Origin of the sequence: Flavobacterium marginilacus (genome assembly GCF_026870155.1) — a bacterium.
Classification (GTDB): domain Bacteria; phylum Bacteroidota; class Bacteroidia; order Flavobacteriales; family Flavobacteriaceae; genus Flavobacterium; species Flavobacterium marginilacus.
In genome coordinates this window covers 729,209-744,677 of sequence record NZ_CP113975.1, presented here as the reverse complement: position 1 = coordinate 744,677, position 15,469 = coordinate 729,209, and the positions used below count along the sequence as shown (strand labels likewise).

The 15,469-nt window shown below is 34.5% G+C and carries 8 protein-coding genes; 1 reads left to right on the top strand and 7 read right to left on the bottom strand.

Translation table 11 applies throughout. From position 1 onward, the window contains the following. The first annotated feature begins 267 nt into the window (after positions 1-267). Positions 268-3,141 carry a triple tyrosine motif-containing protein gene (locus tag OZP07_RS03155; protein WP_281637254.1) on the top strand — a complete coding sequence of 958 codons (2,874 nt, stop codon included), beginning with the start codon at positions 268-270 and terminating at the stop codon, positions 3,139-3,141. Positions 3,142-3,334: 193 nt separating this feature from the next. Here OZP07_RS03155 and OZP07_RS03150 read toward each other — a convergent pair whose 3' ends face one another. From OZP07_RS03150 to OZP07_RS03120, 7 genes are all read right to left on the bottom strand, one after another. Then, positions 3,335-4,099, bottom strand: a complete 765-nt coding sequence (locus OZP07_RS03150; RefSeq protein WP_317174704.1) for an endonuclease/exonuclease/phosphatase family protein — start codon at positions 4,097-4,099, stop codon at positions 3,335-3,337. 177 nt (positions 4,100-4,276) lie between these two features. Next, complete coding sequence (locus tag OZP07_RS03145; protein WP_281637253.1) at positions 4,277-6,544, bottom strand: glycoside hydrolase family 3 N-terminal domain-containing protein; 2,268 nt, start codon at positions 6,542-6,544, stop codon at positions 4,277-4,279. Positions 6,545-6,589: 45 nt separating this feature from the next. Beyond that, entirely contained in the window at positions 6,590-8,050 is a 1,461-nt protein-coding gene (locus OZP07_RS03140) for a glycoside hydrolase family 30 protein (protein ID WP_281637252.1), read from the bottom strand. A 396-nt stretch (positions 8,051-8,446) separates the two neighbouring features. Further along, positions 8,447-9,511, bottom strand: coding sequence for a family 16 glycosylhydrolase (locus tag OZP07_RS03135; RefSeq protein WP_281637251.1), 1,065 nt, complete (start codon positions 9,509-9,511; stop codon positions 8,447-8,449). Positions 9,512-9,677: 166 nt separating this feature from the next. Beyond that, complete coding sequence (locus tag OZP07_RS03130) at positions 9,678-10,463, bottom strand: hypothetical protein (protein WP_281637250.1); 786 nt, start codon at positions 10,461-10,463, stop codon at positions 9,678-9,680. Between the two features lie 27 nt (positions 10,464-10,490). Then, complete coding sequence (locus OZP07_RS03125) at positions 10,491-12,200, bottom strand: RagB/SusD family nutrient uptake outer membrane protein (protein ID WP_281637249.1); 1,710 nt, start codon at positions 12,198-12,200, stop codon at positions 10,491-10,493. A gap of 16 nt (positions 12,201-12,216) precedes the next feature. Beyond that, complete coding sequence (locus tag OZP07_RS03120) at positions 12,217-15,435, bottom strand: SusC/RagA family TonB-linked outer membrane protein (protein WP_281637248.1); 3,219 nt, start codon at positions 15,433-15,435, stop codon at positions 12,217-12,219. Between the last annotated feature and the right edge of the window lie 34 nt (positions 15,436-15,469).

Sequence of the window (15,469 nt, the reverse complement as noted above, 5' to 3'; positions counted from 1 at the left end):
ACATCAATAACGTTATCGCAGTATTACAAAATATTATCAAAAAAAATATAATTATCTGATTACAAATATTTTAAAAACCAAAAAACATTACTTAAAAAAATATTAATTCAAAAAAATCATTACAATTACCATAAATTAGATACTTTAGCTTAAAATCTGCAAAACAGCCGTGAAAATCAGCACAAAAAACATCTAAAAGGCTCTTTACCATACTCTAGATAATAACATCAGATTATTACAATCCGAAATAATAAAAAAGAACTATCCATGAAATTTACCAGACATTTTTTACTATTTATTTTACTTAACATGCCTATACTTTTTTTTGGGCAGGTAAAAAAAATTGGCCTTCCCTTTATTAAAAATTACACGAGAACAGATTATAAAGGAGGAACACAAAACTGGAATATTGATCAGGATAAAAACGGAAATATCTATTTTGGAAACAATGACGGTCTTTTACAATTTGACGGATCGAAATGGAATAAATACAAAGCAAAAAACTCTGATGCTATCAAATCCTTAAAAGTAGATTCATCTGGTAAAATATATGTAGGCTGTTATAATGAGTTCGGTTATTTTAAAGCCAATTCAAAAGGAAAACTCGAATATTTTTCAATTTCCAATTCATTAGATAAAAAAAAATTAGGCATAATTGACTTTGTCTGGAAAATACACCTTTATAAAAACGAAGTAATTTTTCAGGCATTTGACCGCATCTATATATATAAAGACAATAAAATTAAAATTATAAATGCTCCAAAAAAGTTTCAATTCTCTTTTCTAATTAATTCCAAATTATACTTACAAGATATTTCGTCAGGAATTTTGGAATATAAAGATGGTAAACTAAATTACCTTAAAGGATTAAATACTTTGAATAATTCTGAAATTTGGGGCATGATTGAATTGGAAAACAATAAAACCCTCGCAGCAACTTTAGATAAAGGTCTTTTTATAATAACAAATAATCAGGCACTGCCGTGGAATACCGAGGCCAATACCTTTATAAAAAAGAATGGCTCTCTTGGATGTATTCTTTATAAAAATAAATACGTTGTAATCAACTCGGTTCTTGACGGTATTATCATTTGTGATCTAAACGGAAATATAATACAGCACATCGACCGCAGCAAAGGACTTCAAAATAATACGGTTCTTACTTCTTTCATTGACAAAAGCAATAATCTATGGCTGGGATTAGATAACGGAATTGCATATGTAAACGAAAACTCATTTCTTACCTATTTTGGATTCAGCTACAATTTAGGAACCGTTTATTCTTCTGTTGTGTATAAAGGCAATTTATATGTCGCAACCAATCAAGGTGTTTTTTACCATCCCTGGGATACTGATTTCAAAGAAGGATCTTTTAAACTTATTGAAGGAACGACTACCCAAGCATGGAATGTACAGATAATAAACGGCGAATTGATATGTGCCAGCAACAAAGGTGCTTTGCTCCTGCAGAATGGAAAAATGGTTAAAAATCTTGATCCGAAAGGATATTTTGGATTTAAATCAATACCTAATCATCCCAACTATTTTATAGGGGCAAATTACAATGGCTTTTCCGTTTTTGAAAAGACAGATTCAGGGATGAAATTCAGAAATAAAATAGAAGGCATCGATAAATCATCCAATTCATTTGAACTTGATAAAGATTATTTATGGCTAAAAAAAGACCAGTACATACATCAGATTACGCTGAATAAGGATGTAAGCAAAGCCAATACCATTAAAACTTTTACTCAGTTTTCAGAACAAAATTCTGGTACTGGAAGCCTTCAAAAAATAAACGGCAAAGTCTTTTTTCAATCTAATAATATTTTTTACACCTATTCTAAAACTCATGGCACATTTGAAGAAGATGCCGTAATGACCAATATCTTCAAGTCAATTCCAAAAATTAAAAAACTGACAGAAGATGCTAATGGGAATATCTGGTACAATTTTAATGAATCAATGGGAGCACTGATAAAAGTGGGCAGCGGCAAATACAAACATGTTATAACGCCGTTCTCAAACTTAACGGGAAAATTAGTGGCCAACTATATGTCTATAAACACTATAGATTCCAAAAACACTTTTATAGGCTTAACCGATGGTCTTGCACATTATGACGCGGCTATTGAAGCTAAATCCGCATTAAAACCAATTGCTCATATAAGAAGTTTTACATTTCCCGGCGACACTATATATCTCGGAAACAAACAGGATAAAAGTGAAAAATATGAACTCCCTTATTCCTCAAATCAAGTGAAGTTTACATTTTCGTCCCCTTCATACGAAAATCTGGAGAACATAGAATTCTCCTATCAGCTCGAAGGTTTTGATGAAAACTGGAGTGATTGGTCCAACAACACTATAAAGGAATATACCAATTTAAAAGAGGGCAATTATAAAATGAAAGTAAAAGCACGAAACAGCTTTAAGATTCAATCTGACGAAACATCTATTGAATTCAGAGTGTTTCCTCCATGGTACAGACATTCGCTCGCCTACATATTTTACTTAATGCTGGCCGCCGGTTTAGTTTACTACACCCGTTTTAGAATAAGAATGAAAATAAGAAAAAACAAATATGTTGAAACACTGGAACAGCGAAGATTATATTTAGAAAAAGAAACTAAAATAAGGCTGGAACAATATGAATTAGAAAAAGAAATTGAAAAACTGGAAAATGAAAAACTGCAGATAAAATTACTTTCCAAAGACAAGGAATTGGTGAACAATACCTTACAGGTTGTCAAGAAAAACAAGATATTAAACGGAATTATTCAAAGACTGAGAGACATCAATACGAGTTCTTTTGACGAAGCTGCAAAGACTCAATTTGTAAAACTGAACAAAAGTATCATCAAGGAAGTCACCACCGACAAAAGCTGGAAAGATCTTGAAAAACACTTAAAAAATGTTCATTTCGAGTTCCTTAAAAAATTAAAAGAAAAACACCCTTCCATTACTCCTAGGGAAATGGATTTGGCAACTTATTTATTAATGAACATGTCCACCAAAGAAATTGCAGAATTCATGAATATATCAACAGGCGGAGTAGATTTGGCCAGATACCGATTAAGAAAAAAACTGGAATTGAATCAAAAAGAAAACTTAATTGGGTATTTCATGAGCATAAAATAAATAAAAAAGAGGCTGTCTCACTCGTGAAACAGCCTCATGAATTAACTGCAAAGCTATTTCATCCTGATTTGCAGTACTCTCCCAGAGTGACGATTTTGAATCATCTCAGTCGGATATTGCAGCATCTTTCCCTGGCCTCCAGGAGTGACGTGCAAGTCAAAATTAACTATGTCATCCTTGAAAAAATTTACTGCTATTTATAATTAATTTCGGCAAAAACCGGAAAATGATCCGATGGGTATTTCAAATCTTTAGCATCTGATAAAACAGCATATTTATTCACAGTAATAGCTTTTCCTTTGGATATAAAAATGTAATCTATCAAAAGTGTAACTGCTTCATGATATTTAAAACCATTAAAAGTTCCATAAGGACCAAAAGGTTTTTCTCTCGAAACTGTTCTGGCATCATCCATTTTGCTCTTCAATGCAATTATTCGGGCTGTCTCGGGTTCAGAATTAAAATCTCCCATTAAAATTACGGGATACTTCCTGCTGTTCAATTTTTCAATTCTTGACAGAATCAGTTCTAATCCTTTGGTTCTAGCCTGTTCTCCAACATGATCTAAATGCGTATTAAAAACCCAAATCAGTTTATTATTCTTCACATTTTTTAAAAGTGCATAAGTACAGACTCTGTTGCAAGCAGCGTCCCAGCCTATCGAAATAACATCCGGCGTTTCGGATAACCAAAAGGTGTTAGATTCTATTACTTTGAATTTTTCTTTAGCATAAAAAATATTCGAAGATTCCCCTTTTCCAGCTCCTTCCCTTCCTATCCCCACATATCCATACTGCGGAAGCGCCGCCGCTATATCTAAAACCTGATTTGGTTTTGCTTCCTGAACTCCAAAAACATCCGGTGCGTAAAACTGAAGCTGTGCATTAAAAAAGTCTTTTCGATGTGTCCAGTCATTTTCTCCATCCGAAGCAATATCAAGCCGGATGTTATATGTCATTATTTTTAAGGTTTGAGCATTTAAGAGAAGGTTCATTAAACCAAAACAAATTACTAATGTGCTATTTTTTTTAAACATTTATCCAATTATTAAGGAATTATTTTATCCAATAAATTTACGCAATTTATACAGATGAACTTCTAAATCAGCTTTGAGATTTTCAGTTTTTGTCATTCCTTATTTCAATAAAAAATCCTGTTTCAAATCGGCAATCCGAATAGTGAATGTTCCTTTTTCTGAAACCCATTTTAAATCATTGTCTACAAACTGTAAATCTTTTTGGTTTAACGTAAACGTCACTGTTTTGGACTCATTTGGAGCTAAATTGATTTTTTGAAATCTTTTTAATGATTTATATTCGGGGGTTATACTGGCATAATTATCCGTAAGGTATAATAAAACGGTTTCTTTACCAGCTTTACTTCCTGAGTTTGTAACCGTAACCGAAACATTTACATCATCAGAATTTGAAATTTCAGTTTTATCAATTTTTAAGTTCGAATATTTAAAAGTGGTATAAGACAAACCAGAGCCAAATTCAAATTGCGGTGAATAACTTTTCTCGTATTTAGCATCGTTGTTTTGTTCATCTTCAGCAATGCTTTCTGTATATTTTCTATTGTATTTTTCTAATGAATTTGGGTATTTCGGATAATTATAAGGCAGTCTTCCGCTTGGATTTACATCACCGTACAGAATATCAGCCAAAGCTCTTGCGCCCTCGTTACCTGGCAGGTAGCATTGTAAAACAGCACTCATCTGGTCTTCAAACTCACTGATTAATCTTGGTCTTCCTTCATTTAAAACCAAAACAATCGGTTTGTTTAATTTTGCCAATGCCAATGCCAGCTTAACCTGAGATTTACTCATGTACAAATCGCTGATATTTCCAGGTGTTTCTGTATAATTTTTTTCACCAAGACATAATACAATTTTAGATGCATTTTTAGCTAAATCAACTGCTTTCTGAATTTCAGCATCATCTTCAACATCTAAATTAGCTCCTTTTGTATACAATACGTTTTCCTTCCCTAATTTATTCTGAAAAGCTTCCAGAATGGTGAATTTATCTGCTACATAAGTATCTGAGTTTTCACCCTGCCAGGTGTAAGACCAGCCGCCGTTCAAATATTTCATACTGTTGGCGGTTGCACCTGTAACTAATATTTTTTCATTTTTATCTAATGGGAGAACCGACTTGTCATTCTTCAGCAGTGTAATGGATTCCGCAGCTGTATTGTAAGCTTCCGCTATGTGCTCTGCAGATCCGAATTTTGGATAATCTTTTAAATTGGCAACAGTATTTTGGAACAGATTCAATTCGAATTTCATCTTTAAAATACGTGAAACCGCATCATCAATGCGCGACATTGGCACTTCTCCTTTTTGAACCAAATCAATTAAGTCTGTGTAAAATGAATATTCTTCGGGAACCATGCTCATATCAATTCCAGCCATAACAGCCATACGGACAGCATCCCGATTAGTTTCGGCAACTTTATGACGCGTGTGCAGATAAATGATATCCTGCCAATCTGTTACAACTACGCCAGTAAAGCCTAATTCGTTTTTAAGAATATCAGTAATGATATGCTTACTGGCATGTACGGGAGTTCCGTTAATTTCTCCGGAACTTACCATTACGCTTTTTGCCCCAGCTTTGATCGCTGCCTGATAAATAGTCAAATCATATTGTCTTAAAATACGTTCCGGAATAATACTTGGTGTTCTGTCTTTTCCAGATGTAGTGCTTCCGTATCCGATGTAGTGTTTCATACAGGCCGCTACACTATACTTAGAGCCAACATTATTGTCTCCTTCAAAACCATCAACCAATGCAGCAGCCATTTGAGATGACAAATACGCATCTTCTCCAAAAGATTCCCACATTCTTGACCAGGCTGGGTTTCTAGGAAAATCTAAATCTGGTGAAAAAACCCAAGGTATTGAAGAAGCTCTGGTTTCGTAAGCCGAAATCTGAGCACCGCGTTTTACCAAATCAATATTAAAAGTTGCTGCTAGACCAATCTGCTGCGGAAATAATGTTGCTCCTGCTGTATAACTCGCACCATGAATGGCATCAATTCCATATAAAATAGGAATTTTAAGTCTTGTTTTATTTGCTTCATTGGTTATCGTGGTCATGGTTTCCTGCCATTTCTGCAAAGTTGGCGCACCTGGATTTGGCACATTCAATATGGAACCAATATGATGAGTCTGAATACCATCTTTTAATTTTTCGAGATCCAATATTCCTTTCTTGCCGTCTTTTTCAAATATGGTAACGGTAATCTGAGTCATTTGTCCCACTTTTTCTTCCAAAGTCATTTTTGAAATCAATTCAGAAACTTTAGAATTAATTTCGGCTGATTGAGTATTGGACGTTTGAGACCACGATACGCTGTAAAAAGACAAAGCGCAGATAAATAAAACTTTCTTTTTCATTTTTATTATTTTTTAGAAGCTCTTAAGCTTTCTATTTTTTATCTATTAATATATCAATGTTTGAATTCCATGTGCTGGAATCTGGAGTTTCGCTTTTGAATTATTCACATATAAACTGTAATCAATAGAAGCGTCTGTCGCATTCATGATAACTGTTACTATTTTTCCGTCTGTATTGATAAATGAAGTGCTGGACAAAGTAGTTCTGCTTACTGCCGAACTTATTCTTTGGGCATTTGGTTTTATAAACTTTGAAAAATGACCAATATAATAGTAGGAAGGAGTGTAAATTAATTCGCCTGTAGCTGTGTCTGCATGTATTGGAGCAAAACAAAAATTACCTACGTGATTAGGGCCGCCATGCTGATCCAGTAAAATATTCCAATCCGTCCAAGCTGCTGTACCGTTATTAAAATCATTAATTATAGCGGTTCCATAGCGTTCTGCATTTGGCCAAAATTGGTATTTTGCAGGATCAAATTTTTCAATGCAGCCTTCGGTAAACATTAAATTTTTATCAGGATATGCTTCATGAACTTTAGCAACATTAATAAGATTCTGTTCTGCTCCTGTCCAGGTTTCATACCAATGAAAACCTAATCCCCAAACATATTTTGACGCTTCAGGATCAGAATAAATGACACTGGCTCTTTGGAACATTAAATCACGGTTGTGATCCCAGGCAATAATTTTTTTATCTCCTAAACCTTCTTTTTTTAATGTTGGTCCCAAATATTTTTTTATAAAATCCCTTTCTGCTTCTGCTGTATACAAACAGGATTCCCATGTCTGCGTTGCTAATGGCTCATTTTGGGTAGAAGTTCCCCAAATAGGAATTCCTTCTTTTTCATAAGCCTTGATAAACTTGGCATAATAGTTTGCCCATACCTGATTATACTCAGGTAATAAAACACCGCCTTTCAGCATATTATTTGTGTTTTTCATAAAAGCCGGCGGACTCCAAGGAGCTACATAAGTCAGCAGTTTTCCTCCTGCGGCAGTGATCGCTCGTTTTATCATTGGAATGCGGTACTTTCGATCTGGTTCAATAGAAAATGTTTTTAACTCCTTGTCACCTTCTTTGATATAGGTATAACTCCCGCTTCCAAAATCTGAACTGTGAATACTGGTTCTCAATAATGTGTAGCCGATACCTTTATCTGAAGTATAATAAGCGTTTAAAAATTCCTGCTGTTTTTCCTTGGATAATTGTGCAAAAACTTCGGCACTTGCATCAGTAACAGCTCCGCCTATGCCCATGAATTTTTGAAATTTAATTCTTGGTTCCACTACTACAGAAATTTCAGTTTCAACTGGCTGAGATGCGGCTTCAAAAACTATTTCTGCTAAAGGAGATAAGCGATTACTTGAATTTTCAGCAGTTGTAAATACCTGAATTGTTTTACCAATATTAGTTTTTCTTTGCAGTTCATTATCGTTTTTTTGCTGTGAAAAACAATTAAACGCTAACAGGAAACAGAAAATTTTTAAACTATTTTTTTTCATTTCTTATGCTGTTTTTTTTAATTTAAATGCCAAAATCTCAAACCTTTGTTTTCAGCTCACCCCAGCCCTATCCAAAGGAAAGTGATCTAGAATTGGATTACTTTAATATTTCTAAATTGTATTAATTCATAAATAAAATTTCTTCACATATTAGGTTCATATATAGAAATAATTCTCCGCTAGCAATTTCAAATACTTGAAATGCCATAATTTAATGAGGATTAAAAAACACTCACAGAATAAGAATTAGAGAATAAAATTTAAAACTGCAAAAACAAACTGTTCTTGTTTCAATGCTGATTTTTTCATTCTTCGCAAAGGTTTTTATTAACTAACCAAATAAAAACCTTCACTGAAGAACAAACACAAACTACTAACTTAACTTAATCAAAACAATTAATTATAAACCCTTACATAATCAATTTCAAAAGTTGAAGAAGTAAAATCAGATGCAATTGTTCCGCCAAAATTGCCTCCAATTGCACAATTAATAATTATAAAAAAGTCCTGATTGAATGGTGCAGCACTCGTATTAGGAAATTCTATAATTTTTTCATTATCTACATATATTTTAATATAATCTGCTCTCCAGTCCATTGAATAAACATGAAACTCAGATGTAACATTTGCAACGATTTTAGATGCTGTAACAGCATTGCCTCCTGAATGATCTGGATAATGAAATGTTCCATGAATTTTGTTTAACTGATTGTACACATGTTCCATTACATCCATTTCACCACAAGCCGGCCAGCCCGCTGTGCTTATATTATTTCCCAGCATCCAAAGTGCAGGCCAAGTCCCGCCTCCGACTGGAAGTTTGGCTTTAAATTCAATTTTTCCGTATTTGAATGAAAATTTACCTTTGGTTAAAAGCCTTGCAGACGTGTATTTGCTTCCTTGATACGCTTCTTTAATTGTTTTAATTTGTAAAACTCCGTCTTTCACTATTACATTTTCCGGTCTATTTGTATAGTATTGCTCTTCGTTATTTCCCCAGCCGCCTGCTCCTAAATCATACCCCCAATAAGTACTATTTGGTGCACCGTCAACATTGAACTCATCGGACCAAATAGTTTTTGATGCAACAAATAGGGTCATTGGGATTGTGGTACTAATTTCTTTATTTAGATTATAAGCAAAGACACGTACAGTATACGTTTGGGTTCCAGGATTTGAATAACTATAACTAAAACTGCCTCCCTGCACTGTTTTTATTTCACCATTTCCAAAATCAATTTTATAAGAAGTGGCATTATCTGCATTAATAGTAAAATTTACATTTCCGCTTCCGTCACCATTTGGTTTGTCAGCCGTAATTCCCGCAATAACTGCAGTGACATTTAAATTTGCTGGTCCTGTACTTATTACTAAATCTGTTGAATCCTCTGGATTTTTACTGCAGGAAAAACAGATCAGACAATTTAATACCAGTAATATAATTGTAATATTTTTTTTCATTGTAAGAAAGTAAGGAATCAAGGTTTAGATTTTAATATGAAAATAGGATTTAAAAAAGTCTATGCTTTTTTTAAACCTTCATATATGATTAACTGCATTTTTAAAATTTTAAAATCGAAAAAGGAAGCGTTTTTATCTTCCTTTTTCGAAAATAAACTAACTCAAATTATTCTGGTCTGAATACAAATGTCCAACCTGTACCATAAGTTTCACTATTACTTAAATAGAGAACCATTTTATCAGTAGTTAGTGTTACAATAGTGTATACACCATCTTTATTCCCTGCTGCTGATCCTAACATAGTTGTACCTTTAACAATCAGTTTTTTATTTGCTACATCCAAAACAAAACTGCCTTTAACTCCTGTACCGGTTTTAGTTTCATAGTGAGTATAATTTGCTGCTCCAGCTAAATCAAAATGCATTTTTCCATTAGCATCGCTAGGTCCGCAGCAATCACCAGCATTCCACCAAACTGACATAGCACCATCAGGGCTTCCCGGAGGAGACATAAACCACCATAATGAACCGCTTCCTTGGTTATCAAAAACCCAAGTTTTACCCGCTGCTGTATTTGTGCTAACTAAGTCATACCAATCCTGATCTAGTGCATGATCCAGTTTATCTACCTGAACATTTATTGTTTTGGTAAAAAACTCTGCTCCTAAAGTACCTGTATAAGTAAATGTGGCTTTTCCAGGAATAGGATAAATAAACTTTATTTTATTGGTTAAAGCTTTTCCTAAATTATAATCCCAATAGCCTGTAACGCCAGGTGTCATCATGTCGATAGTAATTTCATTTCCACCAGGTGTACTTTGGGTTGCAACCAGTTTAACTCCATCGACATTTGTCGAATTCTCTAAATGATCTTCCTCTACAATTGGTTCGCAGGCTGAAAAAACCAGCATTAACGAAGCAATAATGAGATATGTTATTTTATTAATTTTCATAGTTATAATTATTTATCGTTATCAATTTTACCACCCTGGATTCTGAGTATATGCACCATTAGCTAATCTTATCTCTGTTTCTGGGATCGGCATTAATCCTTTGATTTCTGGTCTATATTTTTGTGTGTAAGTTCCGGTGCTTCCTGAGTTTCTTACTGGAAAAGAACCCGTAAAAGCGGTTTCAACATCGCCCCAGCGAACTAAATCAAACCAATGCAATCCTTCAAAAGCTAATTCATGTAAACGCTCTTCTTTTAAGGCGGCTAATGAATATCCAACAGCACCTAATCCTGCTCTAGCTCTTACAGCATTTAAACCCGTAGCCGTACCTGTAATTTCAGAATGCATTAACAATACATCGGCAAAACGCATGTAAATAAAATCCTGAGCATGCATTAACTGCATATCGGCATTAGACCATCCATACATTTGAACAAACATTCCCTTAACAGTAGTTGTTCCTGGAACATTATGTTGAAGAGAAGCATATTTTTTGTTAAAGTACCCTGTTTCATGATCTCCTTTATCTGCTGCATATCCAGCTGTACCTTGTTCAGCTTTGCCTACTTGAAGGATAGAACCTAATTTTCTAGGATCGGCATCAGCCCAATCATTGAATAGTTTTGGATTTACTGTACACATTCCCCAGCCTTCTCCAAAAGGACTTAAAGAGTTACCACGCATTGAGTTAAATAATGCTAATCTGTTCGTGTATCTAGGACCATTTGTCCAGCCCCAATCTCCAAATGAAAATCGCTGTACAAACATAGTCTCGTAATTTCCTGTACCAAAAGTTGGAGCAGAACCATCTTGCCCAACCCAAGCTAAATTATTTGTAGCTGCCCAAGGCAATACATTCGTTCCTGCACTTTTATTTACGTAAGAATAAGGCCATAAGTTTCTGAAATCCGAAGCTAATTTATATCCACTATTAGCAATACAATCGTCCAAGTAAGTTTTAATATTAGCGGCGCTCAAACTTGCTCCACCTACTGTTGGCAACTCAGTTGTAGCTTTCTTTTCAATATTAGTCATATATCCTGTGTACATTAAATACACACGTGCTAAATAAGCCTCAGCTACCCATTTATTTGCATGTCCATACTCAGCAGTTGGAATACTTGGAAAAGGTTTTGCCGGTAACATAGCAATTGCATTTTTTAAGTCAGTAGCAATTTGAGCATACACTTCTGTATAAGTAGATCTTCCAACAGTTTTTGAATCGCTCACCTTAACGATCAAAGGAACACCTCCAAAAAACTTAGCCAATCTAAAATAGAAAAAGGCTCTCATAAATGTTGCTTCTCCAATTGCATTTTGTTTAAATGCTTCTCCTTCTTCTTTGGTAACAAAGAATTTAGAAAAATCAGCTGTAGCAGTTTTCTCAATAATAGCATTAGCTCTACCGATACCATTATACGATTCTATCCACATATCGCGATACGTATCTTCTTGAGGATCTTCAAAACTATCTGCCCATTTAGCCGCTTTATCATCTGGACCACCGCCACCCAACATCATATTATCCATAAGGTTAGCTGCAATTTGCTCTTCACTTAGAGGCGCGCTAATGTAAATTGCATTATAAACTCCTGACATTGCTTCCGTAATATCAGTTGGAGTTTTATAATAGGTCTCCAAACTTTTACCGTAAAGATTTTCTGTATCCAAGTAATCTGTACAACTAGATGCAACAAAGATTGTTGAAATAGCTATAAAATATTTTATTTTTTTCATTTTCAAAGTTTTAAGATTAAAAGTCAGCACTCATACCAAACATAACTGTTCTTGCTTGAGGGTACAATCCAAGATCAATTCCAGAAGCCCAACTTGCATCATGTCCAAAACGAACTTCAGGATCCATTCCGTTATACTTAGTAAATGTATATAAGTTATTAACAGCCATATACATTTTTAGATTAGAGATAAATTTAACATTAGATAAAATCTTATTAAAGTTATACCCTAATGTTAAATTGTTAATCCTCACATAATCAGCATCATGCATGTAAATATCAGAAATATTTTGAGTGTTTCTATTAGAAACAGAACTTATTCTAGGCAAAGTGTTTGATGTACCTTCTCCATGCCAACGATTAAAAATATCAGAAGTATAATTTTGGAAAGGGCTATCAGCAAATGATCTGTAAGACTGCATTACCTGCATACCAAATTTTCCAGCTAAAGTAGTGTTCAGATACACACCTTTATACTCTAAATTCAACTGTAAACCCAATTCAAAATCAGGATTTGGATTTCCTAAATAAGTTTTATCATTCTCGTCAATTTTTCCATCATTATTTAAATCTACAAAACGAACATCTCCTGGACGTTGATCAGCGAAATACGGTTTCCCATCAGGCCCAACATACGCATCTGCCTCATCTTGATTTTGAATAATTCCAGCAGTTTTAAAACCATAAAAATAACCTATTGGCTGCCCTACTTGTACTCTTGATACTTCTCCAGTTCCTTGTGATAATACATTACTAGGGCCGTGAATTATACCGTCTGTATTAGCAATTCTAGTTACTGTATTTTTATTTTTTGCTCCACTTACAGTCACACCGTATTTGAAATCACCAATTTTATCATTCCAGCTTACTGACAGTTCAAAACCTTTATTTTCAATATCACCTCCATTAATAAACGGAGCACCTGCACCAAAAGTTCCCAAAATTGGAGCTTCAACTAACCAATCTTTAGTAGTTTTTTTATACCAATCAAAAGTCAATCCAAGTTTTGAATTAATAAACTGCGCATCTAAACCAAGATCCAATTGCTCTGAAGTTTCCCAAGTAACATCAGGATTAACTACTTTTTGAGGATATGATGTAGTCCCTGAAACTGGTTTGGTATCTCCGAAGAAATAGCCCGGAAATGCATAAGCAATTTGAGAAGAATAAATAAAATTAGGAATCGATTGATTTCCGTTTTGCCCCCAACTCGCTCTCAATTTTGCGTAATCTAGAAACCCAGAAGTACTGGACATAAAATTCTCTTTAGTCAAAATCCACCCTGCAGATACAGAAGGAAAATACCCCCATCTATTTCCAGCAGCAAAATTAGAAGAACCATCAGCACGCATAACTGCAGAAAGCAAATATTTTTCTTTATAATCGTATTGCAAACGAGCCATAAAAGATTGTACACCTCCACCACCTGCGGCCCAGTCAGCACCATAATTACTTATGTCACCTACTGTTGCCGCGGCTTTAGTATTATTTAGGTAAGCATATTTTGGATCTCCAGGAAATAACAAGCCATTTCTTGAACCTCCAACTTCATTATTTAAAATATTTCGAATTAATTCAGTTCCAATTAAAGCGGTAAAATTATGATCACCAAGTCTTTTATCATAAGAAAGTGTATTAGTCCATGTTGTAGTTGATCCCATATATTGACTTTGGGAAGCACCATCAGTAGTATCATTATATAAAACACCTAAATGATAGGTTGGATTCATTGATCTGCCATGTCCAAACCAAGATGTAAGTCCATAAACTGACTTAAATTTTAAATCTTTAACGGGAACGACTTCAGCATATACATTTGCATTAATATTGTTCCCCTTACCATAATTATAATTATTACGATAATACATAACTGCTAAAGGGTTGGTTTGAGTTGTTGATAATCCATCTAACGTTGGAGAATAACCAAACTCACTGATGTTTTTGTCAATAGAAGTTTGCCAATAGGCTGGCTGCAAAGGATTTTGCACTAAACCGTTATGCAAATCGTTCCAATAAATATTTCCTGCAGCTACACTTCTATTTTGAGTATTTGTATAAGTAAAATTTTCACCAACAGTAAGTATAGCATGATTACTATTCTTTTTTAGAACAATATCTGTATTCATTCTCGCAGTAAGTCTTTTATACCCCGCATCTATAATGTTTCCACCAAGAATACCATCTTGATCATAATACGAAAGACCCATAGAATAAGTTATATCCTGACTCCCTCCAGTAATATTGAATGCATGACTCACAACCGGTGCATCTTTCTTTGTCATTTCATTAATCCAATTGGTACCTTCCCATCCATTTTGAAGTTTATTCCAAATTTCTTCTCCGTACTCAGTACCTGTTCCTGGATAATTAGTATTCAGCCAAGAATTATTAGTAACAATACTATGCCAGTCTTTTGGAGCCAAACCATCATTTACCATTCCCTCATCCAAAATATACATATATTCCTGAGCGTTTAAAGGATCTAAGTTTTTATATATATTTTGAACTCCAAAGAAATAATCATAGCTGATTTTAGCTGGACGATCTTTCGCACCCTTCACTGTAGTCACTAAAACTACTCCATTAGCAGCTCTAGATCCGTAAATTGCGGCAGATGCGGCATCTTTTAATACCGTTATAGACCCAATATCAGAGGGACTCAAATAATCGATATCACCAACAGCTATCCCATCTACAATATACAATGGATTGGAATTTCCAACAGTGCCTAATCCACGAATAGTAACTCTTGTTCCTGCGCCAGGAGCACCGCTATTTCTAGTAACACTAACTCCTGGTGCAATTCCTTGTAATGCTTCCATAGCTGAGCCTGTTTTCAATGCCGCAATATCTTTTCCTTTTAAGCTAAGACTTGCACCTGTTGTTAGCATCTTCTTTTGGGTTCCGTATCCTACTACTACAACTTCATTCAGGTTTTGCGATTCTGGATTCAATTGCGCCGTTATTTGTGTCCTGCCGCTAATTTGTAAATTCAATGTTGTATAGCCTACAAAACTGATTACCAAGACGCCATTAGAAGGAGCCTTAATTTCAAATTTTCCATCAAAATCCGAGGAAACAGCTGTTGGAGTCCCCTTAATTAAAATAGTTGCTCCTGGGACAGGCATCCCTTTTTCATCATTTACTTTTCCATTAATAGTAATGTCCTGCGCCTGCATGACTACCGTAAAGAGTAAAGACGAAACACAAAAAATAAGTAATTTTGTTAATTTCATTTTTCTAAAAATTTTGGTTAATTAATTAGTAATT

Excerpts from the sequence above, each read along its gene's own strand:
- OZP07_RS03125 (WP_281637249.1), bottom strand. The coding sequence starts at position 12,200 with ATGAAAAAAATAAAATATTTTATAGCTATTTCAACAATCTTTGTTGCA.
- OZP07_RS03140 (WP_281637252.1), bottom strand. The coding sequence starts at position 8,050 with ATGAAAAAAAATAGTTTAAAAATTTTCTGTTTCCTGTTAGCGTTTAAT.
- OZP07_RS03150 (WP_317174704.1), bottom strand. The coding sequence starts at position 4,099 with ATGACATATAACATCCGGCTTGATATTGCTTCGGATGGAGAAAATGAC.
- OZP07_RS03120 (WP_281637248.1), bottom strand. The coding sequence starts at position 15,435 with ATGAAATTAACAAAATTACTTATTTTTTGTGTTTCGTCTTTACTCTTT.
- OZP07_RS03145 (WP_281637253.1), bottom strand. The coding sequence starts at position 6,544 with ATGAAAAAGAAAGTTTTATTTATCTGCGCTTTGTCTTTTTACAGCGTA.
- OZP07_RS03130 (WP_281637250.1), bottom strand. The coding sequence starts at position 10,463 with ATGAAAATTAATAAAATAACATATCTCATTATTGCTTCGTTAATGCTG.
- OZP07_RS03155 (WP_281637254.1), top strand. The coding sequence starts at position 268 with ATGAAATTTACCAGACATTTTTTACTATTTATTTTACTTAACATGCCT.
- OZP07_RS03135 (WP_281637251.1), bottom strand. The coding sequence starts at position 9,511 with ATGAAAAAAAATATTACAATTATATTACTGGTATTAAATTGTCTGATC.